This window comes from Maritimimonas sp. 2205BS37-2 (genome assembly GCF_056591755.1).
On sequence record NZ_JBWQOI010000003.1, the window covers coordinates 301,650 to 319,898 of the forward strand.

The 18,249-nt window shown below is 33.4% G+C and carries 13 protein-coding genes; 5 read left to right on the forward strand and 8 right to left on the reverse strand.

Features of this window, described 5'->3' with window-relative positions; translation table 11 throughout:
- Positions 1–153: 153 nt before the first annotated feature.
- Both AC1EUU_RS14395 and AC1EUU_RS14400 read left to right on the forward strand, forming a co-directional pair.
- Positions 154–2,289 carry a S8 family serine peptidase gene (locus AC1EUU_RS14395; protein ID WP_480202144.1) on the forward strand — a complete coding sequence of 712 codons (2,136 nt, stop codon included), beginning with the start codon at positions 154–156 and terminating at the stop codon, positions 2,287–2,289.
- 31 nt (positions 2,290–2,320) lie between these two features.
- A complete protein-coding gene (locus tag AC1EUU_RS14400; RefSeq protein ID WP_480202145.1) occupies positions 2,321–3,652 on the forward strand; it encodes a hypothetical protein in 1,332 nt (443 codons plus the stop codon).
- A gap of 39 nt (positions 3,653–3,691) precedes the next feature.
- On the opposite strand, the gene AC1EUU_RS14405 is transcribed toward AC1EUU_RS14400, so the two are convergent.
- The 8 genes from AC1EUU_RS14405 to AC1EUU_RS14440 all read right to left on the reverse strand — a co-directional run bounded on the left by AC1EUU_RS14405 (position 3,692) and on the right by AC1EUU_RS14440 (position 14,781).
- Positions 3,692–4,360, reverse strand: a complete 669-nt coding sequence (locus AC1EUU_RS14405; RefSeq protein WP_480202146.1) for an ion channel — start codon at positions 4,358–4,360, stop codon at positions 3,692–3,694.
- Complete coding sequence (locus AC1EUU_RS14410; RefSeq protein WP_480202147.1) at positions 4,360–7,479, reverse strand: efflux RND transporter permease subunit; 3,120 nt, start codon at positions 7,477–7,479, stop codon at positions 4,360–4,362. Before AC1EUU_RS14410 ends, AC1EUU_RS14405 begins: the two co-directional genes overlap by 1 nt.
- Before the next feature lie 20 nt (positions 7,480–7,499).
- Complete coding sequence (locus AC1EUU_RS14415; RefSeq protein WP_480202148.1) at positions 7,500–8,585, reverse strand: efflux RND transporter periplasmic adaptor subunit; 1,086 nt, start codon at positions 8,583–8,585, stop codon at positions 7,500–7,502.
- 24 nt (positions 8,586–8,609) lie between these two features.
- Complete coding sequence (locus AC1EUU_RS14420; RefSeq protein WP_480202149.1) at positions 8,610–10,952, reverse strand: TolC family protein; 2,343 nt, start codon at positions 10,950–10,952, stop codon at positions 8,610–8,612.
- A gap of 230 nt (positions 10,953–11,182) precedes the next feature.
- A complete protein-coding gene (locus tag AC1EUU_RS14425; RefSeq protein ID WP_480202150.1) occupies positions 11,183–12,322 on the reverse strand; it encodes an MBL fold metallo-hydrolase in 1,140 nt (379 codons plus the stop codon).
- 7 nt (positions 12,323–12,329) lie between these two features.
- Positions 12,330–12,995: an NAD-dependent epimerase/dehydratase family protein gene (locus tag AC1EUU_RS14430; RefSeq protein ID WP_480202151.1), complete on the reverse strand. Its 666-nt coding sequence runs from the start codon at positions 12,993–12,995 to the stop codon at positions 12,330–12,332.
- Positions 12,995–13,903, reverse strand: coding sequence for a helix-turn-helix domain-containing protein (locus tag AC1EUU_RS14435; RefSeq protein ID WP_480202152.1), 909 nt, complete (start codon positions 13,901–13,903; stop codon positions 12,995–12,997). The genes AC1EUU_RS14430 and AC1EUU_RS14435 overlap by 1 nt, the downstream gene beginning before the upstream one ends.
- 80 nt (positions 13,904–13,983) lie before the next feature.
- Positions 13,984–14,781 carry an SDR family NAD(P)-dependent oxidoreductase gene (locus AC1EUU_RS14440; protein ID WP_480202153.1) on the reverse strand — a complete coding sequence of 266 codons (798 nt, stop codon included), beginning with the start codon at positions 14,779–14,781 and terminating at the stop codon, positions 13,984–13,986.
- Between the two features lie 203 nt (positions 14,782–14,984).
- On the opposite strand from AC1EUU_RS14440, the gene AC1EUU_RS14445 reads away from it, so the two are divergent.
- The 3 genes from AC1EUU_RS14445 (at position 14,985) to AC1EUU_RS14455 (ending at position 18,214) form a co-directional block, all read left to right on the forward strand.
- Positions 14,985–15,710: a LytR/AlgR family response regulator transcription factor gene (locus AC1EUU_RS14445; protein ID WP_480202154.1), complete on the forward strand. Its 726-nt coding sequence runs from the start codon at positions 14,985–14,987 to the stop codon at positions 15,708–15,710.
- A 211-nt stretch (positions 15,711–15,921) separates the two neighbouring features.
- Positions 15,922–16,095, forward strand: a complete 174-nt coding sequence (locus tag AC1EUU_RS14450) for a hypothetical protein (RefSeq protein ID WP_480202155.1) — start codon at positions 15,922–15,924, stop codon at positions 16,093–16,095.
- A gap of 79 nt (positions 16,096–16,174) precedes the next feature.
- Entirely contained in the window at positions 16,175–18,214 is a 2,040-nt protein-coding gene (locus tag AC1EUU_RS14455) for a tetratricopeptide repeat-containing sensor histidine kinase (RefSeq protein WP_480202156.1), read from the forward strand.
- The last annotated feature ends 35 nt before the right edge of the window (positions 18,215–18,249 follow it).

Here is an 18,249-nt window from a genome sequence, read left to right on the forward strand (position 1 = left end):
GGAAAATTCCTATTGACCAGAGCTTTTCTTTCTTTTAACTTAGTAAGCACAATACTGATGTGCTTTAAAATTACTTTGCCGGCCATTATTAAGGTTCAAAGTCTATATATTATCCAGTACCCGTAGTTAACATTTCATCTAATGTCTAAAAAAATGAAATCAAAGCAAGAACTAGGAAATTCTTCCAAAATATATGCTAAACTAAGAATGATTGCCAATGGTAGTAACGAAGTAAATGCGATAAGGTCTATCACAAATCAATGTATCGCTACAAGCGATCAAGTATTGACTCAAAAAGATTTATTCAATGTAACGAGTCAAGTAGCACAGAAATTTTCACTTGCAGCTGAAACGGCGGCAATAGAAACAACATTCGATAAAAAAGTGAAAAAGGCCTCTAAAGCCAGTTTAAAAAAAGGATCAATAGATAAAGATCCTCCCAACTTGGTAGAGGCAAACGTATTTATAGAGTTAAGAGCAAGTAGTACATGGAATGATGTTATCAATGAGCTTTTTCCAAAAATTAAAAAAGACGCACTTAAAAAACGTATTAAGAATATAAGGCATTGTCGGAAAATTGTGAAAGCCACCATTATTCTTGACGACCTTAAAATTTGGTCATCAAGTAATCATATCGTCGGTATAGAAGGCTCTCAATCGGTACTAACTCCTCCACTTACTCATGTTTCAATCACCTCAAATCGAAAACCTAAAAGTTTAAAACTCAATAAAAAAGTTACTAATATTCAAACTGAAAATGTAATTATTGGTATTATCGATGTTGGTGGGTATGATTTTGCACATCCCGATTTTCTCGATACCAACGGAAAAACACGGTTTTTAGCTATTTGGGATCAGGGAGGCGACCACAGACCGGCTCCCAACGAAACGTGGTCTGGTTTTGATGATTTTAATTATGGGAGTTTGCACACCAAAGATCATATGAATGAGGCAATAGATGTTGCTCCGACTATTGGAGCGCCAGTACAAACTATAGAACCTCAGTCTCAACAATTCCGGTCATCACATGCCACTCATGTAGCCAGTATAGCCTCCGGAAATTCAGGCGTTTGTGCAGGTGCCACTATTGCCGGAGTATTAATTTCTTTACCTTCAGAAGATGAAGTTCGAAGTAAATCTTTTACTGATTCATCTAGAATCTCTGATGCCGTTGACTTTTTACTAAAGCTGGCAGAAGCGGAAAATAAACCCATTTCAATAAATATTAGTTTAGGAACAAATGGTCATGCCCATGATGGAAGTGCTGCAGTAAATCGATGGATCGACTATCAGCTAACCTTAGATGGACGCTGTGTTTGTGTGGCAGCAGGGAATGCAGGTCAAGAGAAAGAACAAACCCCCGGTGATTTTGGATATATCATGGGGCGTATACATACTTCTGGTAAAATACCAAACAAAGGATTATCTGTAGATCTTGAATGGCACGTTATAGGCAACGGCATTAGTGATGTTTCAGAAAATGAACTCGAAATTTGGTATGAACCGCAAGATCGTTTTTCTGTAATGGTTAAACCTCCTGGGAGTGACTGGATTGGCCCGGTAAAACCGCAGCAGTTTATTGAAAATCAACAATTAGACGATCTTTCTTTTTTAAGTATATATAATAAAATATACCATGAGGCCAATGGTAATAATTATATGGCTATTTACTTAAGCCCGAACTTAAATCCACAACAAATCGTAGGCGTAAAAGCTGGAGTTTGGAAAGTAAGAATCATAGGCGATGAAATCCGCGATGGTAGTTTTGATGCCTGGATAGAAAGAGATGATCCTATTAGAAGAGTTCAGAATTTTTGGAATTTCCCTTCTTTTTTTAGTGAAGCAACAAACGTTGATAATAAATCAATCAATTCTTTAGCTTGCGGCCATAACGTTATCGGTGTAGGTAATTTTGATACTGAAAACGATAAGATAAACATATCTAGTAGTCAAGGCCCTTCAAGAGATAATCGCAAAAAACCTGAAATTGTTGCCCCCGGAACTAACATTGTTGCAGCCAATGGGTTTAGCGGCCCTAATGAGCTATGGACAGTCAAAACCGGAACTAGCATGGCAAGTCCATTTGCATGCGGAGTGGCAGGATTATTACTCGCTGCTCATCCGCGATTAACATCGGCGCAGATCGCGGGTATTATGAAAAGGACGTCTACTCCTATAACAGGCTTAAACTATGATTGGAAAAACGATACCGGGTTTGGAATGATAAATATCAACGCCTGTATTGAAGAAGCCTTAAGCTTGATTGAATTTGAAGACATAACAATCTAATTATCTTAATTAATTATTAATAATAGTAAAAATGAAACTTATTATATTCCGTTCTTCGAAAGGTGATGCACTTCTAATTTCTCATCCAAATGGAAATGGAAAAAGCAATCATATTCTTATAGATGGAGGAATGAAAACTAGCTTTAAAGAATCTGTAGCTCCTTATCTTAATAAAGAAATCAAACAAAAAAATGAAACTCTAGATCTATTATGCGTTTCTCATATTGATGATGATCATATTGTGGGCGTTATTGCATTGATGGAATTATTGGCGGAATGGAGAGTTTTCAACCATCACAATAGCAGTGGTAGTAATGCTAATGTTAAAAAACCCAAAATTGTTGAGCCGCCTTTAGTTGAGAGCATTTGGCACAATTCTTTTGCTAAAACCTATAATTTAGGAGCGGCCTTACCTCAAGTAGTAAGTGCACTTCAAAATATTGAGCAAATGACTGCTGATTTTACCAATGTGAACTTATTTGAAAAAGTTAATCATAAAGCAACAAGTATCAAAAAAGGCATAACATTATCTCAACGCATTCAACCTGAGCAACTAAATATAGAACTTAACCCTCAATACAATGGTAATGTTGTAAAATGCAACCAACGTTCTATTGATAAAAACGAGCATAAAATTGGCAACGTTAATCTATCGGTAATTGGTCCCTTCTCTGCAGACCTCACCGCCTTAAAAAAAGACTGGATTGAATGGGAAAAAGCGCATCATAAAGAGCTAAAAGATTTTTACGCCGATTTAAGCTTAACAGCTTTAAATCATCCATTCACAAGCGCTCAGTTATCGCAACTTCTAATCAATAGTGGTTCAGTTACTAAGCTGGGAGATCGTGATGATGTAAGTATCCCAAATTTGGCATCCATCATGTTTTTAGCTGAAGCTGACGGAAAAACCATTCTTATGACCGGCGATGGCCATTCAGATGATATACTTAAAGGACTGAAGAAAAACAAAAAATTGGATTCGAACGGGACCTTACATGTTAATGTTCTAAAAATTCAACACCATGGAGCTGCAGCCAATATAGATGAGAAATTTTGCAAAATGATTACTGCTGACCATTATGTGTTCTGTGGTAATGGAACGCACTCAAATCCAGAAGAAAAAGTACTGGAGGTTATTTTTAAATCAAGAAGAGGGAATGCAAGTGAAAAAAGTAGTAATTCTGAAGTAGATCAAGCCTTCACTTTTTGGTTTAGTGCAAATCCTAAAGATAAGCTAACCGATCATCAAAAAGCTCATTTAATTAAAGTTGAAAAAATGGTTAAGGGTTTTAAAGCGAATCATCAAAATTTTGATTTTGAATTTATGCCAATAAACAAACAATCGTTGTCCATAGATTTATAAGAATAACGCTTCGATTATTTTCTCATATTTGGTTAGTATCTATTCTTTGGAAGAGTGTTTGATATACTTTTCTACAACTACTGCCGTAATAATTACCATATAAAACTGACCTACAAGCCCTACTAAGACAGCTGCTTTTTGTGCAATGGCCGTAGTTGGGATAATCTCACCATACCCAATAGTTAATAATGTAATGTAAGCATAGTACAAGATATTGTCTGCTCGTACTTCAAAATTATTACTCTCCATTAATACGCCTTGGAATGAACCTGGATTGACAAGTTCTATAGACATAAACAAGAAAAAAGCTAAAAAGCCTAAAGAAATATAACCACTCATTAAGCCAATAATAACATTTTTTGTAACACGTTTTGCTTTCCAAACCTGTTGAATGATATTCCAAGTAACTATTAAATGAAATATAAAATAAATTGATAATCGAATCAAAATATTCTCTGTGTTTTGAGATCTCGCAATCATGTCAGAACCAAAAATGAAAGCAGCAACGACGAACAATGCAATAGAAAACCACATTATCTTTTTTCGTTTAGAGATCATCAAAATACCAGCTGCTATACTTACTAAGTATAAAATAGGTAATAAAGTATAATCATAAAAATCTTGAGGAAATAACAACGAACCGAATAGTATCGCTATTTGCGTTGCCAGAAATATTTCGAAGCGATGTTTGTATAATTTATTAACCATTAAGCTTCCAACAATTTCTCATTAAACTCGTATTGTTTATAGTTTACTTTAAATAAAGCACTGTATAATGATGGAATAAATAATAGTGTAATTACAGTACCAAACAATAGTCCAACCATAATACCAATTGCCATTCCTTCCCACATTTCTCCTCCTGAAATATACAAGGGTATTAGACCTAAAACCGTAGTAAAAGTAGCTAACAAGATAGGTCGGAAACGTTGTAAACATGCTGCTATAACAGCATCTTGCTCACTCCTACCTAAATCTCGTTGTTCAATTTCCATTCTATCAATAAGTACAATTGCATTATTAATTACAATTCCAGCTAAAGAAATCACTCCTAAGAATGGCATAAAACCAAAGGCCTCTCTAAAGGTTAATAACCCGATAACAACACCTATAATCCCTAATGGAATTGTTAGTACTACCATTCCCATTTTTCTAAAAGAATTAAATTGTATGATTAATAGCAGAACTATAATAAACCCTGAGATCGGTAAGTAGCTAATTACAGAGCCCATACTTTCTGCCGATTGCTTTGCATCTCCACCAAATTCATAGGTATAATCTTGTGGCCAGTTCTGTTTCTGTTCTTCCAACCAAGGTGTAATCTCATTAGTAATAGCAGACGCATTTCCATCTTCACGTAATTCGCTGGTGACATTCACCGTTCTAATTAAATCAAAGCGTTTAATTTTAGAATATTGCCACTGCGGAACAATTGATGCAACCTGTAAAAGAGGCACACTTCTACCTGTTCCTTGTGAATATACGTTTAGCGTTTCTAAAGATGCCAATGATTGCTGTTGATTATCATCGCTTCGCATTAAAATAGGAATCGATTTATCATCTTCACGATATTCTCCTGTTTGAAATCCATCAAGCACGGTTTGTAAAGAAGTAGCAATATCTTGGCTTGTTACTCCAGCAGACTGTGCCCTGCTTTGATCAATTTCAATTAAAAACTTTTTACTCTTAGGCCCCCAATCATCTTTGACGTTTTTTGTTCCGGCGATACTCGATAATTTTAGCTTAACTGCTTCGGCAATTAATGATAATTCATCGGGAGCACTACCCGAAATTTTAATTTCTATAGGTGTTCCTCCTCCACCAGCTCCTAAAGCTCCAACTTTAATATCGGCATTCGGAAAGTTATTAAAGGTGAACTTATCGAGCTTTTTAATCATATTATTATTCTCATTAAATGATGATGTATTCACCAAAATATGTGCATAATTAGAATTAGGCTCATCGGGCGAATATCCTAAATCATAAGACTCTGGTCCTTCTCCTATATATGATGACCAATCAGAAATACCATCTACTCTCTTATCGTTTATCTGAAGTGAGTCTGCCATAAATTGTTCAATACGCATTACAACTTCAGTGGTTCGTTCAATCTTATTACTTTGAGGCAAATTGATATCTATGGTGATCATATTTCTATCACTATCTGGAAAGAAAACAAAAGGTATTTTGGTAAAACCGTATAACGATGCAAAAAAGATCAAGAAAATACCAATGATTACTTTCCATTTGTTAGCCAGAGCCATTAGGATAAGATCCTTATAATATTCCTTTAATTTATTAATAACTCTATCTATAAAACTTGGCTTTTTTTCTCCTTTTGGAGATACTTTTAAGAACAGGTAACAGAACATCGTTATTACGGTTAATGCAATGATCCATGAAGATAACAGTGCAATGGTAATCACTACAAAAATTGGCCCTACAATATCTCCCATGGTTGTAGGCGATAAATAGAACGCCAAAAATGCTGCCGAGGTTGTCAATGTAGATATTAGTAAAGGCATCCACAACTCAGAAAATGCATCAATCGCCGCTTTTTTCCTTTCGATGCCTTGCTCCATTTTAACCATAATGGTTTCTGCAACTACAATAGCATTATCAACCAACATTCCCAAGGCCATAATTAAAGCAGCCAACGTCACTTGATTCAATCCCATTTTGATAACTCCCATTATCATTAAGGTCATAATGGTTACGATAGGAATTAAACTGGCAATAACAAAACCTGTTCTTATACCGAGAAAAATAAGCATTACCAATAGTACAATACTAATAGATTGCATTAGATTAACTATAAAGTCGCTAACTTTAAAGTCAATATAAGTATCTAGGGATGATACTCTGGTTAACTCTAACCCTACAGGCAATTTTTTCTGCCATTCATAAACAACCTTATTTACCTCCTCACCTAGTGCAATAACATTCGCATTCTCTTTTAGATTAACATGTAATGAGATGGCGTCTTTGCCATTAATGCGTACTTTTTGGGTTGGTGGATCAATATACCCTTTGGTCACTGTTGTAATATCGCCCAATTTGACTAACTGCGTGCCGCTATTATTTCCCACTGAAATTAGCATATTTCTAATATCATCAACCGAATTAAAATTACCTGTAGGTTCTAAAATAATACGCTCATCACCAAGATTTACTTGTCCTCCAGAATTTAAAATATTTGTAGAAGAGATTGTTTGTTGTAATTTAGATGCAGAAAGACCATATTCTTTAAGTCGCGTATTATCAAATTCAACAAAAACGCGTTCTTCTTGTTGCCCTCCCATTTCTACTTTCGCAGCATCTGGTAATTTTATTAACGCATCTTTGATATCGTCTGCATATTCTTTCATCTCTGCATACGAGTAACCATCAGAGGTGAGACCAATCACAATACCATATACATCACCAATACCATCATCGTTTAATGAAGGTTGTACTCCTTGCGGTAAACCTTGCAAGGCATTAAGTTTTCTACGAAGCCTATCCCAAACAGATTGCATTTTTTCTGGAGACACTTCATCTTTTAAAGTAACACTTACTATAGATAAGCCCGTTCGAGAAGTACTTGAAACTTCTTTTAATTCCGGTAATTCTTGTGCTATTTTTTCAATTTTATCAGTCACCAATTGTTCAACACGTTCTGGGCTAGCTCCCGGAAATTGTGAAACCACCGTTGCTACTCGAACGGTATAAGGTGGCATACTATCACGCGATAAACCTGAGTACATCATTAAACCCATGAGTATTATGGTACCAAGCACCATAAAGGTTATGCGGTTTTTTTCTATAGAAAATTGTGCTAAATTCATTTGGTTAGTAAGTTTGATTGTTATTGAAGTCTTACTTCTTGCCCGTCCAATAAAGTTTGCAGCCCGGCGGTAGCAATTTTCTGTCCTGCCGATAAACCGGCTGTTATTTCAAATCCTTCGCCCGTTAAATTGCCAATATTTACTTGTTGCTTTTTAACTTTTATCGCATCACTTTCTTCGATCAGGAAAACAAAATGGCCATTACTATCTTCACCAACCGCGTTTGCAGGAACTACTAAGATGGTATTATCATTTTTATGATCGCCAAAATCAAAAGTTACATTAGCAGCCATACCACTTTTAATATCGTCACTAGGATTGGTAACGGTAACGCGTACAGGATATGTTGCTGTATTAGCATCAACTGCCGGAGCCACTTCGGTTACTCTAGCCTTAAATTTTTTATCGGGTAATGATGAAAAATCAACATCAACCATCATATTATCTTTAACTCCATTAATAACACTTTCTGGAATCCCTAATGTGATTTCCATATCTGCTCCTGCATTTAATGTTGCCACTGCCTGACCAGGACTAACGTTTTCATCTACTTCAGCATTCACTGCGGCAATCACACCATCTTCTGATGCATAAAGATATCCGTATCGAACTTGTTCTCTCTGAATACCCACACCTCTTTTGGCTGATTGATAACTTTCTTGAGCAGTTTTATAGGCATTCTTAGCAGATTCAAAATCACTTAAGGATGTGCTCCCTTTTTCGTACAATGAACGGACGCGATTTAAACTTAATTTAGCCGTATTCATTTGCGATTCTGCGCTATTTAATTGTGTCACTGCTTGTTCATATGATAAGCGAGAGGCTACATTATCTAGCTTAGCTAGTAACTGCCCTTTTTTAACTTTTTGCCCAAGCTTGATATTAAATTGTGTGATGATACCCGAGTTTCGAAAACTTAAATTGATAATCTTATCTGTTCGGGCCGTTCCACTAAAAGATCTTATTTTTTCACCTCCAAGATATCCTACCTCTTCATATTTAACTGGGCGTACAAATTTTTCTGCCGCTTTTTTCTCTTCAGAACATGATATTAATAATCCGGCAATGACGGCGGCTATACTAAAAATCTTTACTATTGGTTTCATTGTATTTAGTTTATCTAGTTTGGCTTAATTTCTTTTACTTAAAAATTCTAAAAATCGCTGTGTGAATTTATCATTCTCTTCTTGTGTATTTAACAAGAAATAGTATCCTAAAAAGCGCTCAAGTTGTAATCCATTAATCAAAAAGTTATAGATTGCATTTGTACGAGCTAACTGTGCATTGAGGTAATTATTCTGAGCGTCTATTAGCTGAATAATATTAACTGCACCACTAGCATACGATGCTTGTGTAAGCTCCAGAGCTTCTTGAGCGGTTTCTTCTGATACTTTTGACAGTTCTATGTTAGAAATTTGATTAATCACATTTAATACTGACGTTCGAATATTGCTTGCTATGGCCAACTCGGTATTTTCTTTATTGATATTGAGCTGATCTTTTTGTATCACTGCCGTTTGCCTATTAATATTCGTTCTATTTTGATTTAAAATGGGAATTGACACATTAACACCTACATTATAATTATCGTCTAATAATGTAAATCCTTGTGGAGCGGTGCTTCCTGCACCACTTCTATTGAAGGTTCTGTTGTACTGCCCCTGTAAAGCAATTGTTGGTAAAAACCGCCCTCCTGAATTAAGCTTTAAATTACGCTCAATAGCCTCTAAATTATAAGCTAGTGCTTTAAGTTCGGGCGCATTATTTTTAGCTTCTTCAATGATAAATTCTATAAAGGGCTCCCTTGAAGTTGGATCATCAAGTATTTCTGAAAACTGTTCGTAATTATATTGCTTAAAAATACCTTCGTCTAAAGCAACATCTTCAACATCTATTTCACTATTTACAGGATTATTCAACAGCTGATTGAGTTGCACAAAACTTTGCTCTAATTGATTAGCGGCTTCAACCATTGTTTGCGTATTCTGAGCCATTTGGCTACGAAAACGAAGCATATCTGATTTACCCGATTGTCCTGCTTCAAAATTTTGATTTGCTATTTGCAAATTACGCTTCGTTAACTGAAGATTACGAAGTTGAATTTGCATATTTGCCTTTAAAACGAGCACATTAAAATAGGCATTAATACCATCAAAAATGGCATCTAATTGAGCAGCATTAAAATTTTCTTGCTGCGCTTGCTGTAACTTTTTCTGAACGGTAATATTTGCATTAGCTGCTTCTGAAAAAACGGTTTGTTGTAAAGTAATATTTCCGGCAGTAGAAAACTCAGGATTTTGCCCATTACTAATTTCGGCCAAATCTGGATCAATATAGGTTCCACTTCCAGAGGCTGTAAGACTCGGTAAATAATTACTTTTTGCTGTTTTCACATCTTGAGTGCTTAAGTCTACATCTTTCTTCTGCGATTGCAGCGATAAGTTTTGTTGTAAAACCTCATCAATTACTTCGAGAAGGTTATAGGTTTTATTCGATAGTGCATTCTTCATCTCACCTATGAAATCAGTATTATTAATCAAACTATATTTTATAGGTACGCCTACAAGTTCGGCGGTGTTATAATTCATTGTTAATCGCGGACTATATTCAATATAAACAGGCATTTCGGCAAGTGGAGTGCCATTAATATAACCTTCAATTGACAAGGAGATACGGCGCAAAAACTGATCGAAATTATCTTCTGCCTGATTAGTGGCCATAACTCCATTCTGAACCGCATCTACTCCAAGTGCTGTAAAAGATGGTAATTTCTTTTCTATAAAGGTTTGAGCTAATTGTTTTATCTCATCATTTTTCAAAAAGAACCCTCCTGCTAAATAAACGGCATCAATATTATCAAGATTAGATGTAATATCGGTAACCGATTCAAAGGGAATTAGTTTATAATTGGCTTTTAGTATTTTAAATTCTTCATCGAATGTTTCTTTTAGCGGAAGAATGTCTAGAAAAGGCTTCTCAATAACAATTCCTAAGGTTTTAAAATTTGTTAGCTCTTGAAACTTCTTGAAATCTGCTAAAAAAGATTCTGACTCAACTAAATAAGTTAAATTATTAATCCCTGAAGTTTCTTTACTTAGGTCTATATTATTAAAGTCTCGATTTACAGCTCCGAATAAAATAGTAGGTTTTATATATTCTTTTTGACTACTTACTATTTTATTATTTACAACGCCAAATGCTAAAATAATATCAGTTTCGTTGCCCAGTAATTGATTATAATTTTGCGCTGCTTTTTCAAGATTATAATTGTTTACCAGAATATTTCCTTTAGGGAAATTGACTTCGGCATCTTCACCCACTACCGCTTTTATTTGGTTTTGTAATTGTAATAATAAAGGATCAATTTCTTCAGTTCTATTATCGATGAGAATACCAATATTATAGCTTTTCTTTTGTGCGAAAATTAAAGTTGAAATAATAAAGAAAACGAAGATTAGTAGTTGTTTTTTCATTTTACTTAGGTTGGTCATATAAATTTACAAAATTATTTTAAAGGGAATTTGTTTGCTTATATTATTGAGAAACAATATCCTACCCGCCAAATCACCCTCACAAAATTGCGCAAGAAACATCCAATTCATTCAATTTTGTATCAATAAAAAATCTAGGTGATCAATATTGATCACCTAGATTTTTATAAGGGAATATCTTCTAACAGTCAAAAACTCAAGAGTATATAAGGTTAGTACTTGGCCCACCAATTAGCCTTCGGCTCAGGCAAATGACTTAGCAAGATAGGTTCACCTATTTTTGGAGTGACAATAGGTACATTTAACTCTTTTGCTTTTTTGGTAACTCGCTCTATTGGGTCTGTCCATGAGTGCAATGCTAACTTAAATGCTCCCCAATGTATTGGCATTATTACTTTAGCCTTAACATCTATCCCAGCTTGGGCTGTTTCTTCTGGAAACATGTGTACATCTGGCCATAACTTATTGTATTGACCACATTCTAACATTGCAAAATCAAAAGGCCCATATTTTTCACCAATTTCTTTGAAGTGAGGTGCATAACCACTGTCTCCACTAAAAAATATTCGTTCTTTATTTGAATTAATCACCCAAGAACTCCATAATGTACTTTGGCGATTATTGAATTTGCGCCCAGAAAAATGCTGTGCCGGTGTACAAACAAATTGTAAGCCTTTAAAAGAAGTTTCTTGCCACCAGTCTAATTCTGTAATTTGACTATCAACAACTCCCCAGGCCTGTAAATGCACACCTACTCCTAGTGGTACATAAAATTGTGAAACCTTTCCTTTTAATTTTTTAATTGATTCATAGTCAAGGTGATCATAGTGATCATGTGAAATCAATACGGCGTCTATCTTAGGTAATTTTTTAATTTCTATGGGTAGTTCCTTACTAAAACGACTACTCCCTAATAATGGATGTGGTGCAGGAACCGCTTCGAACATCGGATCTATTAAAATATTCTTATGCTCTATTTGTAATAAAAAAGCTGAATGCCCAAACCAAATCAAACGGGTTTCCTTATCATGGTCTGCGATAGTTATAGAATCAATTTTTTCAACTTTTAAATCACTATTTGGGGTTCCGTTTTCAATCTTCGTGAAAAAGAATTTACGAGCAATAGACATCGTCTCTGAAAAACTCAAGTCTTTGGGCACATCTTTTACATTCGCAAAACTTCCATTCTTAAATTGCTTTGATGTTTCATATTGCGCCTTACGTTCATTTGAAACATCACCACCAAATGAAGGGTAAAAGTTAACAAAAGCTTGGTAAGCAATAATAAGTATTACTACTAATAATCCTAAATAAATAAGCATGCGTTTGAATATTTTTATAAGTTTTTTCAAGAGAAATTTATTTTATAGCAAGTTGATTAATGTCTTTATTTTCTAAATGCTTTAGATTTTGAGAGTGAAACAGCGAATTAACCATTGCTAGGCCAATTTTTGTAGTGGTTGTTATATTTTTAGATCTTTTCATTATTCCAAAGAAAGGATACAAAATCGCATAAATTATACTGTACCAATTTGTTCTTGATTTAATTCCTCTTTCTGGAATTATAATACCTGGTCTAAACATGTAGCTATCTTTAAAACCTTTATTAATGATATAATTTTCGGTTTTACCTTTTACCCTTGCCCACATTGAAGCACCTTTCTGGGAACTATTAGTTCCTGCACCCGAAACATAGTTGAAAATCATTTCTGGATTTGTATTTATTAAAGTATCGGCAAATGCTTTTGCAGTATTATAGGTCAAAGCAGTATACGTTTCTTCGCTCAATCCAACTGCAGAAACTCCCATGCAATAAAAACATGCATCATAATCAATAAGATCATCTTTAATTGAAGTTACCTTCGTAAAATCTTTAAGTATCACTTCTTGCAGTTTAGGATGCTCTAATGCTAAAGAATTTCTATTAATTACTAATACTTTTTCAACCTTGGCACTATCTAAGCACTCTAATAATACACCTTTACCAACCATTCCCGTTGAGCCTGTAATAATCACTTTTTTCATTAATTACCTATTCTATATTTTGCAGGACTCATTCCTGTTTGCTTTTTAAAAAGCTTACTAAAATGTTGTGGATATTCAAACCCTAAATCATAAGCAATCTCGCTTATCGAATTAGTAGTTCCTAATAATTTATTCTTAGCCCTATTTACTATAAAAGCATAAATATGGTCTTTAGCACTTATACCTGTTTCCTTTTTTAAGAGGTCACTTAGATAATTAGGAGACATATTCAATTTTTCGCCACAATATTTTACGGATGGCAATCCTAATTCTGATGGCTTTTCTGAATTGTAGTAGTCTTTTAAAAATCGCTCAAATTCTGAAACATGATCTTGGTGTAAATTAGTTCGTATATAAAATTGTCGATCGTAATAGCGATTGCAATAGTCTAAAATGAGTTCAATTGTAGAAATAATTAATTTCTGACTGTGCTTATCTATATTCTGATTAATTTCAATCTCAATTTTTTTTACTAGATCGGTTAAGGTAGCTTTTTCGTCTTCAGATATATGTAAGGCTTCATGCACTTCATAATCAAAAAAAGTATAAGTGCCTATGGTTTTACCTAATTCAGATTTCCTGATTAAATCAGGATGAAATATTAATGCCCATCCTTTAGCACCTTCCACAATAGTTTTCTCTTCTATAGAAAGCACCTGATTCGGTTTTGAAAACACCAATGTTCCATCTTCAAAATCATAGCTATTGCGTCCATAACCCAACGTACCTTCAATGCCATCCTTCAATGAAATTGTAAATAGGTCTGTATTATATTTAATACCAAAATATTGACTAAAGTCTGGCATTTCTTTAGCCCACATTATAGTAATCAAAGGATGTTTTGGCGAGTGAACACCAAATAATTTGTTAGCTTCAGTGATAGATTTTATATGGATAATTTCATTCATGCGCTTAATATATATTAATCATAATCAATACAGTTCTTTAAAACAGAGGGATAAAATATGTTCATTTACCAAATAAATACTTAATTTTTAACCTCCTGCATTTCTCTTATTTGTTTTAGAACCATTTTTTTTGGAGTAAACGGAATAGCTTTCATCATTAAATTTTGCCCGAAGGTTAAGCCAGAAATTACGTCCATTTTTCCTTTTAACATTGCTGTATATCCATCTTCAGCAACTGAGCGTGCCGAGAATGCTTTTTCGAATAATCCTGTTCGTTCCATATCTGCAATTTTTGCAAATTCCGTTTCCGTTGCGCCTGGCATTAAGTTAGTAATTGTCACATTAGTATCGTGTAATTCTTCAGTAATGGCATTACTTAAATAAGTTACATAGGCTTTTGATGCAAAATAAACTGCCTGTAAAGGCCCAGGCATAAAACTTGCCGTTGATGAAGTATTTAAAATTTTACCGCTATCCCTTTTAACCATATCTGGTAAAAACAAATACATTAATTCGGTTAGCGCTATCATATTCAAATTGATCATTTGTTGTTGGCGCTCCCAAGAGAGCTCATGAAACTTTCCTCGTAAACCAAAGCCTGCATTATTGCACAAATATTCTATCTCTATACCTGCACTTTTTATTTCATTATATAACTCTTTAGCAGTACCAGATTTGCTTAAATCTTTAACCATAGCAACAACAGTAACACCAAATTTCTGTTCTAATTCTACTTTAAGTTCATTTAATTTTTCTTGTCTTCGGGCGACAATAACCATATCACCGCCTTTTTCTGCATGAATTCTAGCGAGTTCCTTTCCAATGCCACTACTGGCTCCAGTTATTAATGCTGTTTTATTCATTTTATTTGTTTTCATAAATTTTACACGACAAAATTAAGCCTAGACAAAATACTGATTATATACATTTTACCGAATCATGTATACATTTTACTTATAGTGTCGAAGATATTCATTTGAAACATGTTAAGGCATAATGAACCTTACTTTTTTCAAGGACAAACCTCACCGTAATATTATAGGTAATCTATAACTTGTGGTGTATTTTTAATCGAAGTGTTTTGAAAAAATATGTAATAATTGACAAAGAAATTCATGCAACAAATTATATCAAAACGATACTTGACGGTATTGAAGGCATGAGATATGAGGGCACTTCAAAAGAACACGATGAAGCACTAAATTTAATTCTAAAAACGAGTCCTGATCTTATATTTATTAATATTGATGGCGTCATTGAAAACCTCTCCGAATTTTTATTAGACACTCGCCATTTTAGCATCAAACAACCAATCTTAATTGCCCTATCTAATACTAAAGATCAAGCGTATAAGGCGTACAAATATGACTTCTTTGATTACCTCCTTACACCCTTATCAGAACTATCCATAAGAAAATGCATTATGAGATATCAAAAAAGACACTTTGAAGAGTCAGGGAAAACGATCTGTTTAAAATCACATAAAGATTATCATTACCTGGGTCTCGACGATATTCTTTTTTTAAAAGCAGATAACAATACCACAGATTTTTATATGAGTGATGATTCTGTGGTAGGTGCATTTAAAACTCTTAAAACATTTGAAAATTTATTACCTCGAAATTTTTTAAGAATACATAAAAGTTATATCGTCAATAGTGATTTAGTTTCTCGAATTCATTACGGAAAAGGTATCTGTGTAATGAAGAATAAAGCCTATAAGGTACCTTTTACTAAAACTTTTGCAGGCAACATAGAGTTGATAAATACGGCATTAGCTGGTAATTCTTATATGGCAATTAATTAATGTTCGCTATCAAACTCATAGGTTTCACTCTCAAAACAATAGTATTCACTAAAATACTACAAACTAACTGTATAAAATGGGATTCTCAACATAAATTTGTCTTGAAGCTTCACTAAAATGTCAAAGTCAATAAACACTTTGTCACATAAAATTTAACACATAACCACATATTGGTTTATAAAACCTATTATCAAACTTAAACTATTGCATTATGAAAATATTACGAAATTTTTTGATACTCATAATTTTAACAGTAGCAACCTATTCGTGCACATCTGATGATATTATTGAAGAAACTAAAATAAGCACAAAAGCAGACACACAAGCCACTGGAGGAGACAGTGGTTCAGAACCTGATAATGAGCGAGATGATGATGGAGATTAAGATATACCTCTCTTATCAAAAGCCTTTAACAAGCTTTTGTTAAAGGCTTTTTTTAGATTTGTTATTAGGAAAAAGAAAGTTGAAGTTTAAAACACTACATAAAATTGTCTTCATTTTTATACTATTAGCTATAACCCTTAAAAGCTGTACTTCTAAAAATGAGCCTATACCTCAAGCTAATTCAAATAGCGATGAAATTTCTATTTGGATTGATTCAGCTAAAAAGGAATCTTATTCAAAAAAGCAACGAAAGACGTTTTTAAGAAATGCATATGATTTAGCTATTTCAAAAAAAACAGACACAGTAACCGGTAAATATTTAACTAACATAGCCTATCAATATTTAGAACTAAAAGATACTTTAAGCTTCAAACCTATAAATAAGGAAGCACAAGATATTGCATTAACCATTGGTGATACTTATACATTAGGTATGGTACAGTGGAACTACGCATATCATTATATCAACAAACTAAAATTTGATAGTGCTTATTATCATTATAATGAAGCTTATAAAGCTTTTAATGAAATTAATCATGAGAATTATACCGCTAAAATGCTGTATAATATGAGTTTTATAAAAGGGCGTTATAGAGATTATACGGGAAGTGAAGAACTAATTATTCAAGCAATTTCAAAATACAAAACCTTAAAAAAATATAAGTCTCTTTATATTTCTTATTATCATTTAGCTATACTTCAAAAAGAATTAAGAGCATATGATAAGGCACTCTTTTATCATGAAAAAGCGTTGGAAGCCTTGAAAAAAGTAAAAAACAAAAAGACGTATAGAGAAAGTAGCCTTAATGATATCGGATTAGTTCATCATTATAGTGATAATTATTCCAAGGCGATAACATATTTTAATGAAGCTTTAGAAAATAAAAACCTTAGAATTAAAGACCCCAAGCTCTACTCAACACTTCTTGACAATAGAGCTTACAGTCAACTTCACAATAACGATACTTCTCAAATTGAAAAAAGTCTTTTAAAAGCTTTACGTATTAGAGATAGCCTTAATAGTAAAGGGGGTGTACTAATTAATAAACTACACCTCTCAGAATATTATAGTTATTTAGGAGACACTATTAAAGCAACACTTTTTGCAAAAGAAGCAAATGCACTAGCTGAACAAATACAATTTAATCGAGATTATTTAACTTCATTAAAACACTTATCTGTTTTAGATAAAAAAAACAGTGAAAAATATTTAAACGAATACATAACGTTTAATGATAGTTTATTAGAGGCAGAACGAAGTATTCAAAATAAATTCGCTAGAATAGCTTTTGAAACAGATGAGTATATTGAAGAAACAAAGCGCCTTTCACAACAAAAAATCTTAATGCTTTTAATTGGGTTGGCCATTATATTGATCATTTCTCTAATATATTTTCTAAGGATTCAAAAAACTAGAAATGAGAAGCTAATATTAGAGTCAAAGCAACAGCAAGCAAATGAGAAATTATATATTTTACGACTTCGACAGCAAACCAGGTTAGAAGAAGAAAAAACCAAAGAACGCAATAGAATATCAGAAGAATTACATGATGGTATTTTAGGCAAACTTTTTGGAATTCGAGTTGACCTAGGTTTTTTAGACATTAAAGGTAGTAATGAGACTTTAAAAAAGCATGAGACTTTCTTGGAAGAACTGCAAAAAATAGAAAAAGAAATAAGAGATGTTTCTCACAAATTACAAGCAAATTTTAGCGATTCTAATGCTGACTTTATAACATTAATAGAAGCTTTGCTTAAAAGTAAAAGCAAAATTGGAAGCTTTGAGTATAGTATAAACTCTGAAGAACAAATAAACTGGAATATTATTAATGAAAAAACCAGAGTCAACCTATACAGAATAATTCAAGAAGCCTTACAAAATAGCATTAAATACGCGCAGGCCAAACATGTGAACATCAACTTTACTGCAGAAGACGAAAAATTATATGTTAAGATCAGTGACGATGGGAACGGGTTTAATGTTAAAAAGAATAAAAAAGGAATAGGTATTAAAAATATGGATTCAAGAATTCAAAAACTAAATGGGTTTTTTAATATAGAATCCAATATTGGTAAAGGAACAATCATTCACATTTCAATTCCAGTAAAAACTATTTAAATTATTATATTATAACTTTAATTGAACTAATTAGT

What these genes read in the sequence shown, in the direction of transcription:
- AC1EUU_RS14395 (WP_480202144.1), top strand. Translation starts at nt 154, where the DNA reads ATGAAATCAAAGCAAGAACTAGGAAATTCTTCCAAAATATATGCTAAA.
- AC1EUU_RS14400 (WP_480202145.1), top strand. Translation starts at nt 2,321, where the DNA reads ATGAAACTTATTATATTCCGTTCTTCGAAAGGTGATGCACTTCTAATT.
- AC1EUU_RS14405 (WP_480202146.1), bottom strand. Translation starts at nt 4,360, where the DNA reads ATGGTTAATAAATTATACAAACATCGCTTCGAAATATTTCTGGCAACG.
- AC1EUU_RS14410 (WP_480202147.1), bottom strand. Translation starts at nt 7,479, where the DNA reads ATGAATTTAGCACAATTTTCTATAGAAAAAAACCGCATAACCTTTATG.
- AC1EUU_RS14415 (WP_480202148.1), bottom strand. Translation starts at nt 8,585, where the DNA reads ATGAAACCAATAGTAAAGATTTTTAGTATAGCCGCCGTCATTGCCGGA.
- AC1EUU_RS14420 (WP_480202149.1), bottom strand. Translation starts at nt 10,952, where the DNA reads ATGAAAAAACAACTACTAATCTTCGTTTTCTTTATTATTTCAACTTTA.
- AC1EUU_RS14430 (WP_480202151.1), bottom strand. Translation starts at nt 12,995, where the DNA reads ATGAAAAAAGTGATTATTACAGGCTCAACGGGAATGGTTGGTAAAGGT.
- AC1EUU_RS14435 (WP_480202152.1), bottom strand. Translation starts at nt 13,903, where the DNA reads ATGAATGAAATTATCCATATAAAATCTATCACTGAAGCTAACAAATTA.
- AC1EUU_RS14440 (WP_480202153.1), bottom strand. Translation starts at nt 14,781, where the DNA reads ATGAAAACAAATAAAATGAATAAAACAGCATTAATAACTGGAGCCAGT.
- AC1EUU_RS14450 (WP_480202155.1), top strand. Translation starts at nt 15,922, where the DNA reads ATGAAAATATTACGAAATTTTTTGATACTCATAATTTTAACAGTAGCA.